Origin of the sequence: Fulvimarina manganoxydans (genome assembly GCF_900176465.1) — a bacterium.
GTDB lineage: Bacteria > Pseudomonadota > Alphaproteobacteria > Rhizobiales > Rhizobiaceae > Fulvimarina > Fulvimarina manganoxydans.
In genome coordinates this window covers 1-23990 of sequence record NZ_FWXR01000037.1, presented here as the reverse complement: position 1 = coordinate 23990, position 23990 = coordinate 1, and the positions used below count along the sequence as shown (strand labels likewise).

Sequence of the window (23990 nt, the reverse complement as noted above, 5' to 3'; positions counted from 1 at the left end):
CTGCTCTTCGGAGAAACGGCTGCGCTTCATGTTCTGGTCCTTATTGATCGGCCAGAACGAACTTCAACCTGGATCAAGCCACAGGGGCAACGTCAACGTCCCCCACGCTGTCCGGGAAGCCGTATAGCCTGATTAAAAATGGCGGTAAAGATGCTATGTGCGAAAAAATGTGTTCTGGACACGCCTCGTGTGAACGTGCTACATGCTGCGGCAAGAAAGTAACAATCGAACCAGGGCGTGCGGCCGTCCGGGGGCGATGACAGGGGCAGAGCGATGTATACGAACCCGCAAAGGGCGGTCACCGACGAAAGCAAGGAGCTGCGCAAGAAAGCCGGCGCCTGGATGCGTTCGGTGCGGGAGCGGCAGGGTTTGACGCAGCACGATGTGGGCACCTTTGCCGGCTATCGCTATTACACCCAATATTCCGCGATCGAGCAGGGCACGGGCCGCGTCGCGCCGGATCGCTATGCCGCGATTGCGGCGGCGCTCGGCGTCGATACGCGGTTCTTCGCCCGCAAGCTGATGCGCTATTACGACCCGCTGACCTTCAGCGCCTTGTTCGACGAGAGCGACATCGGCCATGAGACGCTTCGTCTGGGCCAGCCGATGCAGGCGATGCCGGACTTTCCGAATCTGACGGCTTTCGAGGCGCGCGATCTGCGCAAGGAAGCGGGCGCCTATATCAAGGGGCTTCGCGAGGCGGCGGGCCTCACCCAGGCGGATATGGCCGAGCGGATGGGCTACAAGTTCTATACGCGCGTCTCGCAGATCGAGCGCGGCGCCGGGCGCGTGCCGCCCGAGGAGTTCGTCGCCTTCGCCGAGGCTTTGGGCGTGGAGCCGAAGAGCTTCGTCGAGGAGCTTCTGCGCTGCTATGATCCCGTCATCCATTATTTCGCCTTCGAGCGGTCTGTGGAAGCCGTTTAGGGTACCGGGCGAAAAGGCGGGGACCGGTTTTTCGGCAAACCGGTACGTTATCGAAGATCGAGAGAGCGACGGGCGATCCTGACGGATCGCCCGTCGTTTCATGTGGGTTCGATTATCCGGAGAATGGCTGGATTGCCCGGCGATCGAGGCGCTGATCGAGGCGCTTTGGTCCCCGCTCGCGCGGGGCCCGCATGGCTGCAGCCGGCACATCCTCCATCAGTCGCGCTTTGAAACGCGTCGCTTGTCTTCGAGAGCGAGGCCCCGGGCTGGCGATGCGTCTCTCAGACGGCGGGAGCGTTCGAGCGCCATGCGGACGCCTCCATGAGGGCTCCTGGAACAAGTCCCTGGAACCCGTGAGCCTTACGCCGCTTGCGCCCGAATGGGGCGGGTCTGCGTGTCGGAGAGGCGGAAGCTCGCGACCTGGCGGGCGAGATCGTCGGCCTGGGTGCCGAGGGTCGCCGCCGATGTGGAGGCTTGCTGGACCATCGCGGCGTTGCTCTGGGTGTCGCGGTCCATCTGCGCGATGGAGTCGTTGACATGGCCGAGGGCGTCGGCTTGTTGTTGCGCTGCCTCAACGATCGACGTCACCTCGTCGCGAACGGCTTCCACGCGGCCGATAATGCCACCGAGCGCTGTCTCCGTCCTGCCGAACAGGGTGACGCCGCGATCGACGGAGGCGACCGACTTTTCCACCAGGGCCTTGATCTCCTTGGCCGCCGTCGCCGATCGCTGGGCGAGTTCGCGCACCTCCTGGGCGACCACCGCAAAGCCCCTGCCGGCCTCGCCCGCCCGCGCCGCTTCGACACCCGCATTCAGCGCCAGAAGATTGGTCTGGAAGGTGATCTCGTCGATGACGCCGATGATCGCCGAGATCTGTTGAGAGGACGCGGCGATGTCCTGGATCGCCGTCACCGAATCCTTGACCACATGGGACGAGGTGCTGGCAAAGTCCGAGGCCTCGACGACCAGCTGGCCGGCGCGTCCCGCCCGTTCCGCGGTCGAGCGAACGGTTCTCGCAATCTCCGAGAGCGCCGCGGAGGTCGTCTCGATATTCACCGCCTGGTGCTCGGTGCTCTTGGCGAGCTCGTGCGAGGCGGCGGTCAATTCCGACGCCCCTTCCGACACCGCGAAGGCGACGCCGCGAACCAGACGCAGCGCCGCTTCGAGACGCTCGGCCGAATGGTTGAAGTCCGTGCGCAGCCGGTCAAGTTCGCCGGCAAGCGCGGTGTCGATTCGGCATGAGACGTCGCCCGCCGCGAGCTTGGTGAGGCCGTCGCCGAGGATCGCGATCGCGTTCGAGATTTCCGCCGCCCGGGTCTCGCGCTCGGCATCGCGAAGGCTTCGCTCGCTTTCGCGAAGTTCGGCGCTCTCGGCGTCGAGCTGACGGCGCTGTCGCACATTGTCCTCGGTCCAGGCGACGAAGCCTTCGATCGAGCGGGCCATTTGAGCGATTTCGTCGCGGCCGCTGACATCGACACCCGTCATGTCGACCTCGCCGCGGGAAAGTTTTTCCATACAGCGATTGAGGCCGGCCAGCGGGGATGTGATCGAGCGGCTGAGAAGGAGGGAGACGAGGGCGACCAGGGCGAGGCTCGCCCCGCCAGCGATGCCGGCGGCGGTCAGGCTTTGCAGGGCGCTGGCCCGAGCGGCCTCGGCGATCCCGGTGATCGCTGCGATCAGGCTGGCCTGATGATCTTTCATGGCATCGATCTCGCGCGAGACCACGCCGAAAAAGGTGCTCGGATCATAGGAGGAGAGATCGCCGCCGGTGCCCTTCTCGCTGATGCGGCGCACGAGCCTTTCGATGTCGCTGATGCGGATCTCGGCGAGGCTCGCCGTCACCATCTCCCGTTCCGCCTCGTCGATCATGGAGACGAAACGGTCGAATTCGGCGGCCTGACCGCCCGCCGCCGTGTTGAAGGCGGTCAGTTTGGTCGCGTCGAAGAAGCCGATTCCGATGGCGCCGGTGCCGAGGCTGCGCTTTCGAGCGGCGAATTCCTTCGCGGCGAAGAGGCTTCGATAGGCCTGAAGCTTCTTGGCCAGCCGCGGATCGGTCGCGCCGAGGCCAAGGCCGGCGGTCTGGCTGGTGAGGTCGGTGATCGTGCCGGTATAGATGTCGAAGGCGATGCTGGCCGGGAGCCTCAGCTTGTCGATCGTCGCGCGCATCTCGTCGAGCTTGGCGATCTTTTCCTCGAAGCCGGCGTCTCCTTCGTTTGATGCTTCGGCCGGATCGGCGCTCGGATGGTCGCGATAGGCTTGAAGCGCCTTTCGGGTTGCCTCGCGTGCCGCTGCCATATCGGGCGCCATTTTTTCGCCGCGCGACCCGATAAAGCCGGCGGTCGTGTCGCGCTCGGCCTGCAGCGCCGAGACGAGCTCGCCGGCAAGGCGCAACTCCTCGATCTGCGAGACGAGCCCGTCCATCCGGTCATAGCGTTCGAAGTAAATGTTGAGCCATAACGCGCCGAGGGCCAGGGCAGCAGCCGTCGGAATCATGAGACAAAGAAGCAGACGAGAGCGAATTTTCAGTCTGTTCAGGCGCATGAAGACACTCGCTTCAAAGAAGGGCCAAGTCGTCGCCCGGCCGCGCGCGCAACCAAGCATGACGACTCAGTACTCATTTTGATTAAGCGAACCGTTAACCAGTGATATGAAGCCGGCTGGCTTATTGTCATCGACGTCCTCGATGCCGATCCGCCGGCGTCTCTCGATCCATGTCAGTGAAAATTCCGTCCCTTCGGCAGAACGTGCCCGATGGCTCCGTCTTTCAAGTCCGGCGTGGTTTTGGGGATGGGGGCTGGTCTGAAAGGGGCCCGGTCAATGCGATCGGCCTTGTGCTGCGAGGATGCGGTTCGCGCGGCGCCCGAGAGGGGACGCCGCTTCGTTCTGGCGTCCTCGTCGATCGGCCTGCGAACCTCGTCGGCATTGCACAAGGCGGCGGCGAGTGAGCCGGCGGCAAAGGCGACCGCCTCGACATCGGCCTTGTTCATGCCGCCCGCGCGCGCACCCGGCGGTCGGCGCAAGGGGCTCTTCACGTGATCGGCTGGCGCAAGCCCCTCGCGCCCCAGCGGCTCGCCCGCCGCGATCGGGGCGAGGAGATGGGTGAGGTCTTCCAGCGTTTCGGCGACCACATGAATGACGCCATGATCTTCCTGCATGCGGCCCGTCACCTTCACGAAGCGGGCGCCGATGACGATCTTGCGGCTCTGCTCGAAGAGCTTCGGCCAGACGATGACATTGGCGGTGCCCGTCTCGTCCTCGATGGTGACGAAGATGACGCCCTTGGCCGAGCCCGGCCGCTGGCGCACGAGGACGAGGCCGGCGATCGTCACCCGGCTCCCAGAGCGTAAGGTCTCCAGCCGCCTGTTCTCCATGACGCGGCGCGCCGCCAGTTCCGCCCGGACGAAGGAGACGGGATGGGCCTTCAGGGACAAGGCGAGAAAGCGATAGTCGTTGATCACCTCCTCGCCCATGGGCATGGGCGGCAGGCGGGCATCCGGCTCGGCTTGAAGATCGGCCTTGGCGGCTTGATCGAAGAGCGGCAGGCGCTCGGCCGCGCCCGCCGGATCGAGCGCGCGCACGGCCCAGAGCGCATCCCGGCGCGACAGGCCGAGACAGGCAAATGCGTCGGCCTCGGCGAGGCGTTCGATCGTGGCGCGTTTGAGACCGGTCTGCAGCCAGAGGTCGCGCACCGAATCATAGCCGCGCCCGCGCTTCTCGACGAGAACCGCCATCTCGGCCTCGGACAGGCCCTTCACCTGGCGAAAGCCTAGCCGCACCGCATGGGTCGACCAGATGGCCGGCCGCATCTCCTTGTGCCTCGGCGCGATGCTGGAGGCCTCGAAGGGGTCGGGTTCCAGGCATTGATCCCAGAAGGAATGGTTCACCGAAACGTCGCGGAAGGTAACGCCATGCTCGCGCGCATCGCGCACGATCTGGGCCGGGGCGTAAAAGCCCATGGGCTGGGCGTTGAGGAGGGCACAGGCGAAGACGTCCGGATAATGGCATTTCAGCCAGCATGAGGCATAGACGAGAAGAGCGAAGGACGCGGCATGGCTTTCGGGAAAGCCATATTCGCCGAACCCCTCGATCTGCTTGAAGCAGCGCTCGGCGAAATCGCGCTCATAGCCTCTCTCGACCATGCCCTCGACCATCTTCTTCTGGAAGGTGTGGATGGTGCCGACCCGCCGGAAGGTCGCCATCGCCCGGCGCAGGCGGTCGGCCTCGCCCGGCGTGAAGCCGGCCGCCACGATGGCGATCCGCATCGCCTGTTCCTGAAAGAGCGGCACGCCGAGGGTGCGGCCCAGCACCTCCGCCAGTTCGGGCTTCGGATAGGTGACCTTTTCGAGCCCCATCTTCCGCCTGAGATAGGGATGGACCATGTCGCCCTGGATCGGTCCGGGGCGCACGATCGCCACCTCGATGACGAGGTCGTAGAAGCAGTTGGGGCGCAATTTGGGCAGCATGGTCATCTGCGCCCGGCTTTCGATCTGAAAGACGCCGAGCGTGTCGGCCCGCCGGATCATCTTGTAGGTCGCCGGATCGTCCTGGGCCTCGGAAAGCTCGGCCAGCGTGATCCGTCGTCCGTAATGGTCCTCCAAGAGGCCGAAGGCCCGGCGGATGCAGGAGAGCATGCCGAGGGCGAGAATATCGATCTTCAGAATGCCGAGTTCGTCGATGTCGTCCTTGTCCCATTCGATGATGGTGCGCCCCTCCATCGAGGAATGGAGGATGGGCACCACCTCGTCGATCCGCCCGCGGGTGATGACGAAGCCGCCCACATGCTGGGAGAGATGGCGGGGAAAGCCGGCCATCTCCGAGGCGTAATGCAGGACGGCGGCGGTCGTCGGGTCCTTGGCCGAAAGCCCAGCGGATTCGGCCTCGCGCTCGCCGACCTCGGAGGAATGGTAGCCCCAGACCGAGCCCGACAGGGCGCCCACCGCATCCTCCGACAGGCCGAAGGCCTTGCCCACCTCGCGAAAGGCCGAGCGGGCGCGATAGGTGATGACGGTAGCGGCGAGCGCGGCATTGTCGCGGCCATAATGGTCGAAGATATACTGGATTACCTCTTCGCGCCGCTCATGCTCGAAATCGACGTCAATGTCGGGCGGCTCGCGCCGGTCGGGCGAGATGAAACGCTCGAAGAGAAGGCCGGCTCGTTCGGGCGAGACCTCGGTGATGCCGATGACATAGCAGACGAGCGAATTGGCGGCCGAGCCGCGCCCCTGGCACAGAATGCCGCGCGAGCGGGCGAACTCGACGATGTGGTGGACGGTGAGGAAATAGGGCTCGTATTCGAGGGTGCGGATGATCGAGAGCTCGTGCTCGATCGCCTTCGACACCGCTTCCGGGACGCCGTTCGGATAGCGCCAGCGCGCGCCTGCCTCGGCAAGGCGGCGCAAAGCCTCTTGCGGCGTGCAGTCGAGCCTCAGGGCCTCGTCGGGATATTCGTATTTCAGGCTCTTGAGATCGAAAGAGAGCTCCGAGAAGAAACGGCTCGCCGTCTCGATCGCTTCCGGATAGGCGCGAAAGAGCCGGGCCATCTCCTCGGCCGGTTTCAGATGGCGTTCGGCATGGACGGCGAGGCGATGGCCCGCCTCGGCGAGAGGCACATGCTCGCGAATGGCGGTCATGACATCCATGAGGCGTCGGCGGGCCGGTGCATGGTGGAAGGCGTCGTTCGTCGCTAGAAGCGGGATGTTGCAGGTGCGCGCAAGACCATCGGCCCGCGCGAGACGGCGCTCGTCGAAGCCGTCATGACGGGGGGCAACGGCGAGATGGAGATGGCCGGGGAAGGAGGCGCGAAGCTCGAAGAGACCTGCGCGTAAGGTGACGAGGCGCTCCTCTTCGTCCGGCTCGAAGCTGCCCAGCCAGTCGGGCGCCAGGAGCGCGAGATTGAGCCCTTCGCCCCATTCCAGAAGGTCGTTCCGCTCCAGAATGCAGGTGCCTTTCTCGGCCCTGAGATTGCCTAAGCTCAAGAGCCGGCAGAGCCGCCCCCAGCCCGCCCGATCGCGCGGATAGGCGAAGACATCCGGCGTTTCGTCGGCAAAGACGAGGCGTGCGCCGGGGGCGAAGGGAAGGCCGGCTTCCTTGGCCGCCTGATAGGCGCGCACGACACCGGCCACCGTGTTGCGGTCGGCAAGGCCGAGCCCGGCAAGGCCGAGGCGCTTGGCCGTGACGACGAGCTCCTCGGGCTGGGAGGCGCCGCGCAGAAAGGAAAAAGCGCTGGCCACGCCGATCTCGGCAAAGCGGGGCGTTTCGGGCAGGTGAGGGGAGATGGAAAGGGACATTCTTGGCTCATTCGGTCAGGCGAAGAGGCCATGCATGAACCAGACGGCGGGATGGCTTGGCAGGACGAGGTCCGGATCGATGATTTCCCGATCGCCCGATAGGTCGCGATGCTCGCGAAAGAGCCAGAAATGGCGGCCGGTCTCGTCCTCCACGCGAAAATAGTCGCGCGGGGCCTCTGGGGTCTCGCGCCACCATTCGCCGGCAATGCGCTCCGGCCCTTCTGCTCGGCGCACCCGGTAGAGCGCACGGCGCCAGCGGAAGGAAAAAGGCGCCCCATCGGGCAGATCAAAGCTCGCCTCGATCGGTTCGGGCCGGGCGAGGAGGCGCAAAGGGCGCAAGGCCGGACCTGGGCGCGTTTCGATCGGAGATGTGGCGTTTCCTGCGGCCCGACGACTTCGCCTCGCAAACGCGCTCGCTGTTCCGCGAGTCCTGTCGCCTAGCGCCGTCTCTTCCTGTCGGCCACTTTCTGCCAGCGCCGTCGCTGCCGGGCGGGCTCTCTCTGCCAGCGCCGTCGCTGCCGGGCGAGCTCTTTCTGTTAGCGCCGTCGCTGCCGGGCGCCAGTGGGCGGCGCGCTCGGGAATCCAGCTCTCCACCGTCTTGGCAATGAGCACCGCCTCCTGGCCGAGACGCGCGCCGAGCCGGTCGACGAGATGGGTGAGGCCCGTTCCCTCCGGGTCCTCGCCTGTCAGATCGGTCTGCGTCCCTTCCAGCGATTCGGCCTCATGGACAGAAAGGCGCACCAGATCGTAACCGAAGCCGGCATCGAGCTCGTCGCCGAGGCTTGCCAGCTTCTCGCGAAAGAGAGCGGCGACGCGTTTGGGCTCACGCAAGGGGCGGGCGGTGCCGACTTCGAGCCGGTTCACCACCCCATCCACCCGGAAAAGCGAGAGTTCGAACCGGCGGGCGCCGAGGCCTCGCTCTTCGAGATCGCCCTTCAGGCGCTCAGTGAGACTGAGAAGCAGGCGGGCGATGTCCTCCATGAGCGAAATCGGCTCGAAGAGGCGCCGCTCGGCCGATAGATGCGCCACCGGCCGGCGGGGATTGATAGGCCGCTCCGTGATGCCCGTTGCCGCATCCAGCCGGTCGAGAAGCGTCTTGTCGAAGCGCCGGGCAAGCCCCGCCCGCGGCTGGTCCAGAAGCGCGGCCACCGTCTTGAGGCCGAGGCGGGCCAGAAGCGCGGTCGTCTCCGGCTCCAGCCGCAGCGCTTTGACGGAGAGGGCGGCGACCGCCGCCATCTCGCCGCCGCGCGGCACAATGAGCGGCGCAGCGCCCGCCGTCATCAGCGCCATCGCCGCGCCGGCCGAACTTGCGATCGCCGCGCTCGCCGCAAAACCTTGATGGAAAAGCCGGATGAGGATGTCGTCCATCAATGCCCGCTCGCCGCCCAAGAGATGGGCGCAGCCGGAAATGTCGAGGACGAGGCCGAAAGGCGGATCGAGAGCGACGAGGGGCGTATAGCGATCGCACCAGTCGGCGATCGCGGCAAGAAGCCGCCGATCGGCCTCCGGATCGCAGGCCAGGGTCTCGCAGGTCGGAAAGCGGGCGCGCGCCTCCGCCAGGCCGAGGCCGGGCAGAAGACCGGCCTGTTCGGCGTGCTCGCATACCGCCGTGATGCGATTGGCATTGGCCGCGTTGCGGTAAAGGGCGAGAAGGGGCGGCGCTTCGTTCGCCGTCGCTCCTTGCGCCTCAGAGCGCCAGCCGCGCCCCACCCGTTCGCGCATGATCCGGTCGGTGGGCAGTCTCGGCAGGGTGAGGGCGAGAAAGCGGTTCTCCACTGGCTGTTCGTTTTGCGGGGAAGAAGAGGCGGTCATGGCGGCTCCAGGCGATGTCGAGGCGAAGGGGCGGCCCGGCGCGGTTCTTCTCCACCTCCAGGCAAAAGGTGGGCGCGCCGATCAGCCGGCGATGGGTGGGAAGATCGGGGACAGTCAGCGCCGGCCCCGCCCGGATGGCGAGCCGCAACGGGGCGGCCGTCGCTTGCGGCTCGGCGCTCTGACGCAGGAGAAGGAGCGGCGTTCCGGCTTTGCGCGCGCGAAGATGCAGGCGCCGCGTGCCGTCGAGGGACAGAAGCGCTGGATTGCCTCTGACTTCCAGAACCGCCAGCGCCAGCGCCCGGGAGGCGGCCGCCTCCTCCGCCGCCCAGACCGCGTCCTTCAGCCTTGGCGCCGAGACGAGGGCGAGGGCGCGGGGGGTGAGGCCGAAGGCGGCAAAGCCCGGCGGATAGGGCAGGCCCGCTTCGCCGAGAGCGCTGCGTTCGCCGATCCACAGAAGCGGACGATCCACGGCCGCGACGAGACGGGCGGCAAGCGCCAGGCAAAAGCCGATAAGCGCCCCCATGTCGCGGCTTTCCTGCGCCCGGATCTCGATCAGCCCGTGTCGGGGCAGGCCGCCGCCGAGCGCGGCGTCGATCGCCGGATGGCCGAGGGAGAGGCAAGGCCTCTGCGCCTCTGTTTCGGCCGGCTTGTCGCCGCCCGATGCCGGCTGTGCCAAATACTTTTCTTTAGGACTATAATCGGAAGCCGTCTCGGCTTTCGGAGACGAACAGCTAGGCGCCTCCAGCGGTGAGTGAGTCTGACGAGCCGCCTCAAGCCGCGAGATGTTTGGATCAGATGCGTCGAGTCGCGCAATTTTCGAACACGGCGCATCAAGACGCGTGACTTTTGAACGAGGCGCGTCAAGACGCGCCGGGAGCGCTCCTTCGATCCGAGCGATCGCGCCACGCAGCTCTTCCAGAACTGTTTGGCGCTCCGTTTCCGGCCCAGGAGACGAAACCTCACGCGGACAGGGCCCTTGCTCAGCCTCTTCGTCCTCCGTCGCCTTCTCCTCGCTCGCGCCGCGAGCAAGGAAACAGCATCGCTCAGAGCTCTCGATCCCCTTGGCTGCAAGGCGAATGGCCGAAAAGCCGGCACCCGCTTGTTCGTCTGGCGCACTGTGCGCGGACGTCTCGCAAAGTCCATGGGAATCGCTCAGAGAGACCGGCCCGCCTTTCGCCGTCTCCGCCTGTCGCGCAATCAACCCTTGCGTCTTGGCCTTGTTTCCCCATGCGACGAGGCGGCCGAATTCCTCTCGGCCCGGACCCTTCGTCTCGCAGAAGCGAGGATCGCAAATCGGCATGGCGCTCTCCTTCCGCCGCCTTTCGACAGGCGGTCGGTGCATCCTTCAGACAAGGCGTTCGTTCCTCTTATGTTCCAAATGGATTCCAGAGCGACGGCAGAGAGTCAAGCTGCCGAACTCAGATTGAATTCCTATCGGCCGATGACAAGCAAGGGGCTGGTCATCCTGTCAGACGCTGAGAAAGCTGAGCGTGGCGCTCATGACCTTCGATCTGGAACCAGCACGCTCGCGGTTCCGGCTGCGGCGGTGACAGGCAAGGCGCAAAAGCAGAAGAATCCGCATCCCGAAGGATTGCCGGTACCGAGCTCATCGCGGTTCTCTCGGCCCATGACATCCGAATTTACAACGGATGCGCCGCTTCAACTGGCCGCTGTTTCCTTCGGCTCGAAATCCGAAGGCGATCTTCTGATCAGAACCGGCCAGGCGGTTCCACAATACATGACACTACGCTCGAACGCAGGCGGCGACTTGATCGTAGAGCCGAGAGCTTCGACGCTTCGTCATTCTGGCCACCGTGCCGAGAATCCAGAAACGTCTAATACGGTGTCCGACTGATTCAGTTGGGCTCCGTATCAAAGCCCGCGCGGCGTTCGAGCGGCTTTAAAAAATCCGGTTCGCGAAGCGATTAAACGGATTTCGTATGAAAAAGGAGTGGCTTCATTGGCGCACTGGATGCTCAAGATGGAGCTTGAAGCATGACGAGTGCGATGAAAGCGAAGGTCCTGTATCTGAGTGCCGTGCCCTCGATATGCGCCATTCGACGCAACTGTCGTGCATTCTGAGGCGGTTCAGACGACCGGCACCATCGCACTGGCCAGCTTTTGATTTTGGTCTTTGCTGCCTCGGATACTCAATGGATCCGGGGGACGCCGAAACCGGAGGTCTCGGCGTCGAACTTCGTTGACCGCGCAGGGGCGGGGTGTCCGGTCAGTTCCTAAGCGGCTTTCCGGTCTTCATCATGGCTTCGATCCGTTCGACGGTGGCCGACGTTCTCAAGAGATCGGCGAAGCACTCCCGTTCGAGCTCAAGGATCATATCGTCCGTCAGCGTGTCGAGAGGATCGGCGTCACCCCCTGTGAGCACTTCGGCGAGCTTGCCCGAGACGACGACGTCGTGCGGTGTCGCCTTGCCCTGATGTCTGACCTGTTGGACCGCGAGATCGAGAGCGGCTCGGCCTGAAGGTCCCGCGAGGCGATATTCGCGACCCTTTGGCGGGGTGTAATCCTTCGCCAGCTCCAAGGCTCGCTCCTTCGCATCGGCGAGAAGTCGGTCCTTGTTCATGGTGATGCGATCATGCGGGCGCAGGAAGAGATGGTCCTTCGCCTCGGCCGCGGACTTGGCGACCGTTGCCACCGATATGAGCTCGAAGGCGCGGGCCGACGCAGGCATCGGACCTTTCGGGAGCCGCCCGATCGTTTGCCAACGATGAAGCATTTCCGCGCAACCGCCCCAACCGGGAATCAAACCGACGCCGGCCTCGACAAGACCAATATAGGTTTCGGCATGGGCCTGGACCGCATCGCAATGGAGCAGGATTTCGCAGCCCCCGCCGACGGCCATGCCCGAGGGAGCGCCGACCACGGGGAATGGCGCGGTCCGAAGACGCCCGAAGATCTGCTGACCGAGCGCGGTGATCTTGCCGATCTCCTCGTGACCGCCAGACTTCAGGGCCTCGGCGACGAGCCCGAGATTGGCGCCCACCGAGAAGTTCGTCCCCTCATTGTGGATCACGAGTGCGGTGTAGTTGGCTTCGACGAGGCTCAAGGCTTCGTCGAGAAGCATGAGCAATTTGTCGTCGATGCTGTTCGCTTTCGAGGTGAACTCGAAACAGGCAATGCCGTCTCCGACGTCCCAAAGCCGGGCCGACTCGTTGGCAAGCAATGGCGATCCGCTTCGCTTGACGTCGGACAGAAGAAGCACGCCCTCCGGCCGCACAACCGGATGGTAAGCGCCGTCGAGGCCGAGCTGCTTCAGCTCGCCGCCCTCTGTCTTGTAGAAACTGGCGTTTCGCGCCGCCTGAAGGATCGGCGGCACGGGCTCGTTGGCTGCCTCGAGACGCTCGGCAAGCCAAGCCGGGCCGATCGCGTCGATCAGTTCGAAGGGGCCTTGCTGCCACGAATAGCCGAGCCGCATGGCTTCGTCGATGTCGGCGATCGTATCGGCCGCATCGCCCACCAGCCGTGCGGCGTAGGAGAGCGTCGGAACCATGACGGCCGCGGCATAGCGTCCAGCCTCGCTGTCATGCTCCAAGAGCGCTCGCGGCGAGGAGCCGGCCTCAGTGATCGCGGCAAGCTTCGGTTTTGTCACGGGGGAGAACTTGCCGGTTCGAAGGTCGACCGCCTCCTTCTGTGTCTGACCGCCTTCGCGGTTGACGCGGTAAAAGCCGCCCTTGCCCTTGCGACCCGTATAACCCTCCGCGATCAGTTGTTTCAGGATCGGAAAGTCGCGGTTCGAATTCTGGTAGGGATCGTCTTCGGGCAATGCCTTGGACAGGCTCGCATTGATATGCGGCATCAGGTCGAGACCGACGAGGTCGAGAAGTCCGAAAACGCCCGTCTTCGGAAAGCCGAAAGGGCGGCCGATCACTTGGTCTGCCGCCTCGACCGCAATGCCGCGCTCGGCGGCCTCGATCGCGGCCGTCTGCAGCCAGAAGACGCCCAGTCGGTTGGCGATGAAGCTGGGTGTGTCCTTGGCCGTCACCACCGTCTTGCCGAGGCGCCGATCGGCAAACTCGCTGACCGCCTTGACGGCTTCGGCACGCGTTGCACCGCTTGAGACGACCTCCAGAAGACGCATGTAGCGCGGCGGATTGAAGAAGTGGGTTATCAGGAAGTCGTTCGAAAAGCCTTCCGGTAGACCCTCCAGAAGCGTTGCGAGCGGGATGGTCGAGGTGTTGGAGGAGACAATGCTGCCGGTCTTGCGAACGCCGTCGATCCGGCGGTAAAGATCCTGCTTGATGTCGAGGCGCTCGATCACCGCCTCCACGATCCAATCCACATCCGCCAGGCGCTCGAGATCGTCCTCGAGATTGCCGGCCTCGATCAGTCGCGCGGCCTTGTTGTGCATGAAGGGGGCGGGCGAGGCCTTCAGCATGCGCTGAATGGCCCCTTCCGCGAGCGCGTTTCGGCTCTTTGCGTCCTTTGGCACGATGTCGAGGAGGAGGACCTTGGTCCCGGAATTGGCGATCTGGGCGGCGATCGTCGCACCCATGACGCCAGCACCGATGACGGCCGCCGTTTCAATCGTCGTCATTATACAGCCTCCAGAACCGTCGCGATCCCCTGGCCACCACCGATGCACTGGGTCGACAGGGCGTATTTTGCGCCTTCGCGCTTCAAGAGGCTTGCTGCCTTGCCGACGATACGGGCGCCGGTCGCGCCAAGCGGATGGCCGAGAGAGATCGCACCGCCGTCGAGATTGACGGTGGCCTCGTCCAGCCCGAGGTCGCGAATGCAGGCGATGGATTGGCTGGCGAAAGCCTCGTTCAGCTCCACGACGCCCAGATCGCTCGCCGAGAGCCCCGCGCGATCGAGCGCCGAACGTGTCGCGCCGACAGGGCCGACGCCCATGATTTCGGGTGAACAACCCTTGACGGCCACGGATTTGATCATGGCAAGGACGGGGAGATCGTTCTTCGCGGCGTAGTCTTCCGAGCAGATCAGCACGGCCGCGCAACCATCGGTCAGCGGCGATGAGGTGCCCGCCGTAACCGTTCCATCGGCAGCGAAGGCAAGCTTCAAGCCTTCGAGCGCTTCCTTGGTGGTGCCGGGACGCGGGCACCCGTCGGTATCGACGGTTCCATCCGGCCCTTCGATCGGCACGATCTCATCGGCAAATCCGCCATTCTGAATGGCCTTGGCGGTCTTGTCTTGAGACCGAAGCGCGAAGGCTTCCTGTTCGTCGCGCGAGATCTGCCAGCGCCGGGCGACGTTCTCGGCCGTCTCGCCCATGCTCATATAGATTTCCGGGTTTGCCTTCGCGACGGCCGGATTGGGCATCGGGTTGAACCCCATGATCGGCACGCGGCTCATGCTTTCGACGCCGGCGCACACGAAGACCTCACCCGCACCGAGCGCGATCTGGCCCGCGGCAACATGGACGGAGCTCATCGAAGAGCCGCAGAACCGGTTGATCGTCGCGCCGCCCGTGCTCTTCGGCAGACCGGACATCAGGCCGACGATCCGGGCCAGATTCATCCCCTGCTCGCCTTCCGGGAAGGCGCAACCGAGGAGAAGATCCTCGACGTCGGAGGGGTCGATACCCGCACGCTCCACCAGCGCGCGCACGACCGTCGCAGCGAGATCGTCCGGCCGAACCTTGGCAAGAGCGCCCTTGCGGGCAAGCGTGAATGGCGAGCGCGCATAGCCCGCCACGACAGCACGTGTCATGACTTCTTCTCTCGTTTGTGTTTGAAAATCTGCAACGTTTCGCCCGTTGCGATCAGTCGTCCCGGCAAGTCTGCCCGGCGTCCGATTCCATGTCTTCTCCGAGCGCTTCTGCGGCCGTCCGCTCGATCGCCCTCAACTCGCAGAGCGTGAGCTTCAATGAGTCCATTTGCTCCTCGAGCTCCACAATGCGGGCCCGGGCCTTGGCGAGAAGAGCACCCGTCTGTTTCTGGTGCTTCGGGTCCGCATCGTAGAGTTCCAGATATTCCTGGATATCGCGGATGGAAAAACCGAGCCGCTTGCCGCGCATGATCAGCGAGAGGCGCGCCCGGTCGCGCAGCGTGTAGACGCGTGTCGAGCCTAGCCGACCCGGTGAGAGAAGGCCTTGCTCTTCGTAGAAGCGTATGGTGCGGGTCGTGATGGAGAGTTCGTCCGCGAGTTCTGTGATCGTGAATAGGTCGTCCATCTTCCGCGCGCGCTCTCACACTATGTGCAGCGAAGGCAGCCTCATACGGTCCGCCGCTTGGAGCGCCGACCATGGGATACTGCACAAGAGTCCACGAGGCCCGCGAACCCGCAGCCATCCATGGATGTCTTGCCATCGAACAAGCCTCCCACCACCTGACGCCGCCGAACAATCGAACCGAACAACGGTTCGAGCCCTCCAATGCGACCGACGCAAAGCGTGGGCCGAGCCGGCGACGACCCTTTCAAAGCGCTGCTCTGAAAAGGGCTGTCAGTCTCGATTCGGTGCGGAACGATGCCTCACCGAAGACGCGGATACACGCTTGTTCCTCATTGATCAAGCAGTTTACGTAAACGTCATACGACTTCGGTTGCATACCTCCGCATCGATCGTACGAAATCCGTTTGAATCGCTTCGCGAGGACGAATTTCAACACGCGGCCTCAGGGCCGCCCGAGCGAAATGTCCGGCGGAAAATCGCGAGCTTAGATCATCAAAGCGCTCGCCCGATCGGCGACGACCTTCGATCTTGCACCCGTTTGATTGGACGGTACCGGCGGGCCGCCCGATCAAGTCGATGGAAGGGTCAAAGCGCCTCGTGCGCCATGCGTCCCATAGGCGCCAGGGCGCAGGACGGTCCCTCCGAACGGGGTCTCGCGGGACCTTGGCTCAGAGGTCAGCCATTCGCTGTCCTCGCGCTCGTCATGCACGAGGGGCGTCCCGCGGCATTCACATATCTTCTCGCTGAGAGGTAAAGGCCGGACATGGACGCGCCCGCTTCTCCCCGGGGCAGACCTGCCGCCCTTCGACACGCTCGAGAGGCGACGAGGGCTTGCTCGAATCACTCTTAGGAAAAATGCCGATCGGCGAAAATATTGGTCTTGTTGGAGATATATCTCTCATCCGCCCTTGGGGCACTTCTCCCCGTGGGGTGAGGTCGCCGGGTGCTTGCTGCCGGCTGCTGAGACAAGTCGCCAAGGTCATTGTCAGGATTTCTGTCGGTCGCAAGCGCCCGCAATCCTGACCCGGCGCATCATTGCGTGAATGTCGTTGGGCGCCGTGTGCTTTTTGGAAAAATCAATTCCGATATTCGGACCGATGCGGGAGCCGCAGACTCATACTGCCGGACGAATGAATTGGCCCCTCGGGTCATTCCACGTCCAGCGAAGGGCTTAGACGCCGCTCGGGCTGCCAGCGAACATTCGAAAGCGATGCTTTCATATGTTCGCTGGCGTCACGGCTCTTCAGATGTCGTAGAAGCGCGCGGCGGTGCCACTGAACAGCGCTTCGCGCTCGTCGGCGCTCAAGGGGGCGGCCAGTTCGCGCGCGACTGCGAGCCAGCGTCCATAGTCTCCGGCGAGTTCCAAGACCGGCCAGTCGCTGCCCCACATGGTGCGCGAGGCCCCGAATGTCGCCATGACATGATCGAAGACCGGACGGAGTGTCTCCGCCGACCACCCGGTTCCGAACTCCGTCGCAAGCCCTGACAGTTTGCAGACGACCTGGTCGTGGGCGGCAAAAGCCGCGATTCCCTGCCGCCAATCATCGCCCGGATCGGTGCCGTCAAAGACCGGTTTTGCGCAATGATCGACGACGATTGGCAGATTCGGCATGTCGACCGCCAGGGCTTCGAGCACCTTGAAATGACGCGGCTTGACGAGAGCGTCGAGCCGTAGCCCCGCATCCGCCACCTGGGCCAACCCGTCCCGCACTGCGGGGCGCGACAGCCAATCGGTATCCTCGATATCCTGAAGCATCGGCCGGATGCCCCGCAGCTTCGGATGGGCGATATGCGAAAGTTGCGCCTCGACGTCGCCCTCGAGATCGATCCAGCCGACGACGGCTCGGATAAGCGGCGCTTGATCGGCAAGCTCGAGGAGGAAGATGGTCTCATCCACGGTGGGCGCTGCCTGGACGACAACCGTGCCCTCGACGCCGCCCTCGCTCGCCATAGGCAGAAGGTCCGTCGGCAGCCTGTCATGGCGCAGAGGCGCCGCGCCTTCGTCCTCCATCCAGAAATAGTCGCCCCGAGATATGCGCCAGAAATGCTGATGGGAGTCGATGACCATGAGAAGCTCGTGGGATATCAAAAGAGACCATAGGGCCTTCAAGGCCTGAACAGCGGATCAAGCTCTGTCAATCACCATCTATCGCGAACGGCTCACGCCAAAGGACCGATGAAGCAATTCCGCGAAAGCCGGGCATATTGGCCGAACCGGCGTCCCGCTCACACGAACCGCCTCGGGGGTTGCGCGGGACGAAAGGTCCTCGGCGGAACGCATGCCGGATTTGTCTTCCGACCTCGCTGAATGTCTGCGCGGCGGGTCGGTCTCTCGAAGCCGAGCTTTCGAGCGGCCGGCGCATCGGTCGAGGATGCGCCGGAGTGGGCCGGTCGAACGGACCGCCCGAATGCGTCAGCCGAAACGTTTGGCGTGCCAGCTCAGGTGATCGTCCATGAAGGTCGAGATGAAATAATAGCTGTGGTCATAGCCCGGCTGCATGCGGAGCGTCAGGTCGATGCCGGCGTCAGTGCAGGCCTTTTCGAGAAGCTGGGGCTTCAATTGCTCGGCGAGGAAATTGTCGGCCTCGCCCTGATCGACCAAAAGCGCATCGACGCGCGCGCCGTCTTCGATCAAGGCCACCGCATCATGCTTGCGCCATTTCGCCTTGTCGTCGCCGAGATAGCCGGGAAGCGCCTTGTGGCCCCAGGGAACTTGGCTCGGCGCGACGATCGGCGCGAAGGCGGAGACGGCCTTGTAGCGTTCCGGGAAGGTCAACCCAATCGTCAGGGCGCCATGGCCGCCCATGGAATGGCCCATGATCGACTGGCGGTCCATATCGGCCGGGAAGTTCTCCGCGATCAGCTTGGGCAGCTCCTCGGTCACATAGCTCCACATGCGATAGTGCTTGGCGAAGGGCTCTTCGGTCGCATCCACATAGAAGCCGGCGCCGAGCCCGAAATCATAGGCCTTGTCGGCATCGTCGGCGACGTCCTCGCCGCGCGGGGAGGTATCGGGCGCGACGAAGATCAGGCCGAGCTCGGCGCAGCGCTTGCGAAACTCGCCCTTCTCCGTGACATTGGCATGGGTGCAGGTGAGGCCCGACAGATACCAGACGACCGGCAGCTTGGCGCCTTGTGTATGGGGCGGCACGAAGACCGAGAAGGTCATGTCCGTGCCGGTCTCCTTCGAGGCGTGCTTGTAGACGCCCTGGACGCCGCCATGAGCGGTATTGGTGGAAACGGTTTCCATCACTCTTGTCTCCCTCGCATTTGTTTCAGGTCGGGCCCGCGCGGGCGCCGGGCCGGTCAGGCCCCATGCGCGGCGGCTCGTCTCATGTCGATATGGGGTATGCCGTCTTCGTCGTAAGGCTCGGAGGCGACGCGGAAGCCTTGGCCGGCATAGAAGGTCTCAAGATGCGCCTGGGCCGACAGCGCGATCTCCCGGTCCGGGAAGCGCTCTTGCGCATAGCGCAGGGCCTCCGCCATCATTTCGCCGCCGAGGCCGCGGCCGCGATAGTCCGCCGCCGTCACGATCCGACCGATGCGGACCGCATCGTCATCGGCGAGAACGCGCAGGCACCCGGCGAGATCGTCGCCGATCATCAGGCGCAGATGGATCGCGTCCGGGTCGAGCCCGTCGATCTCGGCAAAGGCGCAGGCCTGTTCGACGACGAAGACCAGGCAGCGCAGGCGCAGGAGATCATGGACCTCCTGCGCAGACATTTCGTCGAAGGCGCTCCACCGGAACACGATGTCCGGCGGCGCGCTGTCTGCTTCGAGGGTCACCCTCAGTAGACGACGACGGAGCGGATCGACTTGCCCTCATGCATGAGGTCGAAGCCCTTGTTGATCTCTTCCAGGCTCAGCGTGTGGGTGATCATCGGATCGATCTGGATCTTGCCGTCCATGTACCAGTCGACGATCTTCGGCGTGTCGGTGCGCCCGCGCGCGCCGCCGAAGGCCGAACCCTTCCAGACGCGGCCGGTGACGAGCTGGAACGGCCGGGTGGAGATTTCCTTGCCGGCTTCCGCAACGCCGATGACCACCGAGACGCCCCAGCCGCGATGGCAGGCTTCCAGCGCCTGACGCATGACCATGGTGTTGCCGGTGCAGTCGAAGGTGTAGTCGGCGCCGCCGCCGGTCAGTTCGACGAGATGGGCGACGATATCGCCGTCGATCTCCTTCGGATTGACGAAATGCGTCATCCCGAACTTCTCGCCCCAGGACTTCTTGTCGTTGTTCAGATCGACGCCGATGATCTTGTCGGCACCGACGAGCCGTGCGCCCTGAATGACGTTGAGGCCGATGCCGCCGAGGCCGAAGACGACCACATTGGAGCCCGGCTCGACCTTGGCCGTATTGACCACGGCGCCGACGCCGGTGGTCACGCCGCAGCCGCAATAGCAGCTGGTCTTGAAGGGCGCGTCGGTGCGGATCTTAGCGACCGCGATCTCGGGCAGGACGGTGAAGTTCGAAAAGGTCGAGCAGCCCATATAATGGTAGATCGGCTGGCCCTTATAGGAAAAGCGCGAGGTGCCGTCCGGCATTACGCCCTTGCCTTGCGTGGCGCGAATGGCGGTGCACAGATTGGTCTTGCCGGAGAGGCACGACTTACACTGGCGGCATTCGGGCGTGTAGAGCGGAATGACATGGTCGCCGGGCTTCACATAGGTGACGCCCTTTCCGACCTCGCGCACGATGCCGGCGCCCTCATGGCCGAGCACCGAAGGGAACAGGCCTTCGGAATCGAGACCGTCCAGCGTGTAGGCATCCGTGTGACAGATGCCCGTCGCCATGATCTCGACGAGGACCTCGCCCTCCTTCGGGCCTTCGAGATCAAGCTCGACGATCTCGAGCGGTTTCTTGGCCTCGAAGGCGACGGCGGCTCTGGTCTTCATCGGCTTGGGATCCCCTTGAAAGCGATTGTCGCGGGTTCCTAGCCATTTTTGGAGCCATTGCAAATACCATGGATCGGGACCTCGAAACGCGGTTGCGACATCGCCCCGACCGACCTTTTAAGAACGCTCCCCAGACGGGTGAGCCCGCTCTGCGTGCCGGTTCGTTCCTCGGATCGCCGTCTCCGATCGGACTGCCGAGATCCTTGCGCTCGCCATGTCCATCAGTTCTGGGTTTCGCGCGTCCAGAGCGCGACGGCCATGGACCGATTGCGCACATTGAGCTTTTCGTAAATGTTCTTGAGATAATACTTCACGGTATTTTCCGACATGCCGATCCGGTTGGCGATCTGCTGATTCGTCCAGCCGCGAGCCAGAATATCGAGGAGTTCGCGCTCCCGCGCATTGAGCGCGGCGAGCGGTGTGTCGTTCAGGGAGGCGAAATCGATAAAGGGAATGCAAATATGCCCCGCCGCCACGGCCCGTAAGGTCGTGAAGAAGATGTCGATGTCGTCCTGCTGGTAGCAATACCCCCGAGCGCCGAGACGCACTGCCTGGCGCAATGCGCTGGGTTCGCGATTGTTGCTGAACACCACTGATTTGACGGCGCTGTTCTTGGCCTTCAAGCGGCGCAGGACCTCCAGCGCCTTCATATCCGCCAGATCCCAGGCGATGACCGCGATGTCGATCCCGTCCTCGGTGGCGGCGATGAGATCGCTTCCTTTTTCGCTGATGCGCTCGAGCGCCAGATCGGCCTGGTTTTGGACGAGACTTGTGATGCCCGAGACGACCAGAGGATTGGCTTCCAGAAGAAAGACACGCGTCGGCTGCAATCGCGGATGGTTACCCGCCATTGTTTCCTCCCGATTCATGTGCCCCCCATGATCTGGCACAACTTAGCGCATCCGGGGGTTCGTGTCTTTCCTCCGATCGGGCAAAGATTGCGTCTGAGCCCCTGTCCGATGGACGAAGCGGGACTACTCGAATGGGCGGATTTTGTCTGCGATCCGGTAGTGGCGCTGGCGCGTCCATGTCCGACACTTGAACAATGCGCTGTCAATGTGCATTCGACGACGGATCGAGGGAATGATCGGTTCGCCCGTCCAAGAAAAATGATTCAAATGAGACGAAGCCTGACTTCGGGAGGAGACATGGGCCAGCCATCTGACATCGAAATTGCGCGCGCTGCCGCCAAGAAGCCGATCCAGGAGATCGGTGCCAAGCTCGACATACCGGCCGAGCAGCTTCTGCCTTACGGACACGACAAAGCGAAGGTCTCGGCTGGATTCATCGCGGCCCAGGCCGGCAAGCCGGACGGCAAGCTCATTCTGGTCACTGCGATCAACCCGACGCCGGCCGGCGAGGGCAAGACGACGACGACCGTCGGCCTCGGCGACGGACTGAACCGGATCGGCAAGCGGGCCGTCATCTGCATCCGCGAAGCCTCGCTTGGTCCGAATTTCGGCATGAAGGGCGGCGCTGCCGGCGGCGGTCATGCCCAGGTCGTGCCGATGGAGGACATGAACCTCCATTTCACCGGCGATTTCCATGCGATCACCTCGGCCCACAACCTCCTCGCGGCGATGATCGACAACCACATCTATTGGGGCAACGATCTCGACATCGACATCCGGCGCGTGACCTGGCGCCGCGTTCTCGACATGAACGATCGCGCCTTGCGTCAGGTCGTGACCTCCCTCGGCGGCGTCGCCAACGGCTTTCCGCGCGAAACCGGTTTCGACATCACCGTGGCGTCCGAAGTCATGGCGATCCTGTGTCTGGCCTCCGATCTTAGCGATCTGAAGCGGCGCTTGGGCGACATGATCGTCGCTTATCGCCGCGACAAGTCGCCGGTCACCTGCCGCGATATCGGGGCCGATGGGGCGATGACGGTTCTTCTGAAGGACGCGATGCAGCCCAATCTGGTGCAGACGCTGGAGAACAATCCTGCCTTCGTCCATGGCGGCCCCTTCGCCAATATCGCCCATGGCTGCAATTCGGTGGTCGCCACCCGCACGGCCCTGAAGCTCGCCGACTATGTGGTGACGGAAGCCGGCTTCGGGGCCGATCTCGGCGCCGAGAAGTTCTTCGACATCAAGTGCCGCAAGGCGGGCCTGAAACCGTCCTGTGCGGTGATCGTCGCCACCTGCCGGGCCCTGAAGATGAATGGCGGCGTCGCCAAGGCCGATCTGGGCGCCGAGAATGTCGACGCGGTCCGGGCCGGCTGCGCCAATCTCGCTCGCCACATCTCCAATGTGAAAGGGTTCGGCGTTCCCGTCGTCGTCGCCATCAACCATTTCGTCACCGATACGGATGCCGAGATCCAGGCGCTGAAGGATGGGGTCGCCGAGCTCGGCGTCGAAGCGGTCCTGTGCAAGCACTGGGCCAATGGCAGCGCCGGCATCGAGGATCTGGCCAAGCGCGTCGCCGAACTCGCCGATAGCGGAGAGGCGGACTTCAAGCCGCTTTATCCCGACGAGATGCCGCTTCTCGACAAGATCGAGACCGTCGCCAAGAAGATTTACGGGGCGGGCGAGGTCGTCGCCGATCAGAGCGTTCGCAATCAGTTGAAGGAATGGGAGGCCGCCGGCCACGGATCTCTGCCCGTCTGCATGGCCAAGACCCAATATTCCTTCACCACCGATCCCAATGTGCGCGGCGCGCCGAGCGGGCATTCGATCCCCGTTCGCGAGGTGCGTCTTTCGGCCGGCGCCGGCTTCGTCGTCGCGATCTGCGGAGAGATCATGACGATGCCCGGCCTGCCGAGCGTGCCGGCCGCCAACTCCATCACCCTGAACGCCAATGGACATATCGAGGGTTTGTTTTAATGGCTGCGAAGCTGATCGACGGTAAGGCCTTCGCGGCGTCGGTGCGCGAGCGCGTCGGCGAGCATGTGTCGCGTCTCGTCAAGGAGCACGGCATCCAGCCCGGTCTCGCCGTGGTCCTGGTCGGGGAGAACCCGGCCAGCGAGGTCTATGTCCGCTCCAAGGGCAAGGCGACGAAGGAGGCCGGCATGAAGTCCGTCGAGCACAAGCTCGACGAAAAGACCTCCGAGGCCGATCTTCTGTCGCTGATCGACGAGCTCAACCGCGACGAGACGATCCACGGCATTCTCGTGCAATTGCCGGTGCCGGACCATATCGACGCCGAGAAGGTGCTCGCGGCCATCGATCCGGCAAAGGACGTGGACGGGTTTCACATTTCCAATGTGGGTCTGCTCGGCACTGGCCAGAAGTCGATGGTGCCCTGCACCCCGCTCGGCTGCCTGATGATGCTGCGCGATCACCATGGCTCCCTGTCGGGCATGGAGGCGGTCGTCATCGGGCGCTCCAACATCGTGGGCAAGCCGATGGCGCAGCTTCTCCTCAAGGACAGCTGCACCGTGACGATCGCCCATTCCCGCACCAAGGATCTGCCGGGTGTCGTGCGCCGTGCCGATATCGTGGTGGCGGCCGTCGGCCGGCCGAACATGGTGACGGCCGACTGGATCAAACCGGGCACGACGGTGATCGATGTGGGCATCAACCGCATCGAGAAGGAAGGCGGGGGCACCCGCCTCGTCGGTGACGTGGACTTCGACGACGTCTCCAAGGTCGCCGGCGCGATCACGCCGGTCCCCGGCGGCGTCGGGCCGATGACGATCGCCTGCCTCCTCGCCAATACGGTGACGGCCTGCTGCCGCGCCAACGGCCTGGCCGAGCCCGAGGGGCTGACCGCTTAAGTCCGCCTGCGTCGTTGCGTAAACCACCGTCGGGTCTCAAGATCTCGAACGTGAAACCGCTTCCCCCGATGCTTCGTCATCCTCGCACTCGAAGAGTGCGGGGACCCTGTGTGTTTGGGATAGTGTAGAGTGAGTGCGGGAAGGAGACCGACGGGACCCTGATCGCCCACGGGTAGATCGTGGCATGGCTCGATCCCTTC

At 64.0% G+C, this 23990-nt stretch carries 16 protein-coding genes; 4 read left to right on the top strand and 12 right to left on the bottom strand.

The features are described 5' to 3' along the window. Nucleotides 1-273: 273 nt before the first annotated feature. Nucleotides 274-924, top strand: coding sequence for a helix-turn-helix domain-containing protein (locus B9A15_RS21795; RefSeq protein WP_084413040.1), 651 nt, complete (start codon nucleotides 274-276; stop codon nucleotides 922-924). Between the two features lie 360 nt (nucleotides 925-1284). Here B9A15_RS21795 and B9A15_RS21790 read toward each other — a convergent pair whose 3' ends face one another. From B9A15_RS21790 to B9A15_RS22735, 4 genes are all read right to left on the bottom strand, one after another. Next, nucleotides 1285-3465: a methyl-accepting chemotaxis protein gene (locus B9A15_RS21790; RefSeq protein ID WP_170923403.1), complete on the bottom strand. Its 2181-nt coding sequence runs from the start codon at nucleotides 3463-3465 to the stop codon at nucleotides 1285-1287. 173 nt (nucleotides 3466-3638) lie between these two features. Continuing rightward, a complete protein-coding gene (locus B9A15_RS21785) occupies nucleotides 3639-7211 on the bottom strand; it encodes an error-prone DNA polymerase (protein ID WP_084413036.1) in 3573 nt (1190 codons plus the stop codon). 15 nt (nucleotides 7212-7226) lie between these two features. Continuing rightward, complete coding sequence (locus B9A15_RS21780; protein WP_210190568.1) at nucleotides 7227-8987, bottom strand: DinB/UmuC family translesion DNA polymerase; 1761 nt, start codon at nucleotides 8985-8987, stop codon at nucleotides 7227-7229. Then, a complete protein-coding gene (locus tag B9A15_RS22735; RefSeq protein ID WP_139798550.1) occupies nucleotides 8899-9699 on the bottom strand; it encodes a hypothetical protein in 801 nt (266 codons plus the stop codon). The genes B9A15_RS21780 and B9A15_RS22735 overlap by 89 nt, the downstream gene beginning before the upstream one ends. 693 nt (nucleotides 9700-10392) lie before the next feature. Here B9A15_RS22735 and B9A15_RS22730 point away from each other — a divergent pair. Then, on the top strand, nucleotides 10393-10878 hold the full coding sequence (locus tag B9A15_RS22730) for a hypothetical protein (protein ID WP_139798549.1): 486 nt from the start codon (nucleotides 10393-10395) through the stop codon (nucleotides 10876-10878). Between the two features lie 372 nt (nucleotides 10879-11250). Here the strand turns inward: B9A15_RS22730 and B9A15_RS21765 are convergent, their stop codons facing one another. The 8 genes from B9A15_RS21765 to B9A15_RS21730 form a co-directional block, all read right to left on the bottom strand. Beyond that, nucleotides 11251-13575, bottom strand: coding sequence for a 3-hydroxyacyl-CoA dehydrogenase/enoyl-CoA hydratase family protein (locus tag B9A15_RS21765; protein ID WP_084413030.1), 2325 nt, complete (start codon nucleotides 13573-13575; stop codon nucleotides 11251-11253). After that, nucleotides 13575-14711 carry a thiolase family protein gene (locus B9A15_RS21760; protein WP_084413028.1) on the bottom strand — a complete coding sequence of 379 codons (1137 nt, stop codon included), beginning with the start codon at nucleotides 14709-14711 and terminating at the stop codon, nucleotides 13575-13577. Before B9A15_RS21760 ends, B9A15_RS21765 begins: the two co-directional genes overlap by 1 nt. Nucleotides 14712-14763: 52 nt before the next feature. Continuing rightward, entirely contained in the window at nucleotides 14764-15174 is a 411-nt protein-coding gene (locus tag B9A15_RS21755; protein WP_084413026.1) for a MerR family transcriptional regulator, read from the bottom strand. Between the two features lie 1243 nt (nucleotides 15175-16417). Next, a complete protein-coding gene (locus B9A15_RS21750) occupies nucleotides 16418-17242 on the bottom strand; it encodes an amidohydrolase family protein (RefSeq protein ID WP_084413024.1) in 825 nt (274 codons plus the stop codon). Between the two features lie 345 nt (nucleotides 17243-17587). Further along, on the bottom strand, nucleotides 17588-18424 hold the full coding sequence (gene fghA, locus B9A15_RS21745; protein WP_084413022.1) for an S-formylglutathione hydrolase: 837 nt from the start codon (nucleotides 18422-18424) through the stop codon (nucleotides 17588-17590). Between the two features lie 56 nt (nucleotides 18425-18480). Then, on the bottom strand, nucleotides 18481-18960 hold the full coding sequence (locus B9A15_RS21740; RefSeq protein ID WP_244557076.1) for a GNAT family N-acetyltransferase: 480 nt from the start codon (nucleotides 18958-18960) through the stop codon (nucleotides 18481-18483). A 2-nt stretch (nucleotides 18961-18962) separates the two neighbouring features. Then, nucleotides 18963-20072, bottom strand: a complete 1110-nt coding sequence (locus B9A15_RS21735; RefSeq protein ID WP_084413020.1) for an S-(hydroxymethyl)glutathione dehydrogenase/class III alcohol dehydrogenase — start codon at nucleotides 20070-20072, stop codon at nucleotides 18963-18965. Between the two features lie 221 nt (nucleotides 20073-20293). Then, on the bottom strand, nucleotides 20294-20923 hold the full coding sequence (locus tag B9A15_RS21730) for a LuxR C-terminal-related transcriptional regulator (protein WP_084413018.1): 630 nt from the start codon (nucleotides 20921-20923) through the stop codon (nucleotides 20294-20296). Nucleotides 20924-21220: 297 nt separating this feature from the next. On the opposite strand from B9A15_RS21730, the gene B9A15_RS21725 reads away from it, so the two are divergent. Together B9A15_RS21725 and folD are read left to right on the top strand one after the other, a co-directional pair. Further along, nucleotides 21221-22897, top strand: coding sequence for a formate--tetrahydrofolate ligase (locus B9A15_RS21725; RefSeq protein ID WP_084413016.1), 1677 nt, complete (start codon nucleotides 21221-21223; stop codon nucleotides 22895-22897). Beyond that, complete coding sequence (folD, locus tag B9A15_RS21720; RefSeq protein WP_084413014.1) at nucleotides 22897-23790, top strand: bifunctional methylenetetrahydrofolate dehydrogenase/methenyltetrahydrofolate cyclohydrolase FolD; 894 nt, start codon at nucleotides 22897-22899, stop codon at nucleotides 23788-23790. Before B9A15_RS21725 ends, folD begins: the two co-directional genes overlap by 1 nt. The last annotated feature ends 200 nt before the right edge of the window (nucleotides 23791-23990 follow it).

Bases quoted from the DNA above. Each gene is read 5' to 3' on its own strand.
- B9A15_RS21795 (WP_084413040.1), top strand. From the start codon at position 274: ATGTATACGAACCCGCAAAGGGCGGTCACCGACGAAAGCAAGGAGCTG.
- B9A15_RS21790 (WP_170923403.1), bottom strand. From the start codon at position 3,465: ATGCGCCTGAACAGACTGAAAATTCGCTCTCGTCTGCTTCTTTGTCTC.
- B9A15_RS21785 (WP_084413036.1), bottom strand. From the start codon at position 7,211: ATGTCCCTTTCCATCTCCCCTCACCTGCCCGAAACGCCCCGCTTTGCC.
- B9A15_RS22730 (WP_139798549.1), top strand. From the start codon at position 10,393: ATGTTCCAAATGGATTCCAGAGCGACGGCAGAGAGTCAAGCTGCCGAA.
- B9A15_RS21765 (WP_084413030.1), bottom strand. From the start codon at position 13,575: ATGACGACGATTGAAACGGCGGCCGTCATCGGTGCTGGCGTCATGGGT.
- B9A15_RS21760 (WP_084413028.1), bottom strand. From the start codon at position 14,711: ATGACACGTGCTGTCGTGGCGGGCTATGCGCGCTCGCCATTCACGCTT.
- B9A15_RS21755 (WP_084413026.1), bottom strand. From the start codon at position 15,174: ATGGACGACCTATTCACGATCACAGAACTCGCGGACGAACTCTCCATC.
- B9A15_RS21750 (WP_084413024.1), bottom strand. From the start codon at position 17,242: ATGGTCATCGACTCCCATCAGCATTTCTGGCGCATATCTCGGGGCGAC.
- fghA (WP_084413022.1), bottom strand. From the start codon at position 18,424: ATGGAAACCGTTTCCACCAATACCGCTCATGGCGGCGTCCAGGGCGTC.
- B9A15_RS21735 (WP_084413020.1), bottom strand. From the start codon at position 20,072: ATGAAGACCAGAGCCGCCGTCGCCTTCGAGGCCAAGAAACCGCTCGAG.
- B9A15_RS21730 (WP_084413018.1), bottom strand. From the start codon at position 20,923: ATGGCGGGTAACCATCCGCGATTGCAGCCGACGCGTGTCTTTCTTCTG.
- B9A15_RS21725 (WP_084413016.1), top strand. From the start codon at position 21,221: ATGGGCCAGCCATCTGACATCGAAATTGCGCGCGCTGCCGCCAAGAAG.
- folD (WP_084413014.1), top strand. From the start codon at position 22,897: ATGGCTGCGAAGCTGATCGACGGTAAGGCCTTCGCGGCGTCGGTGCGC.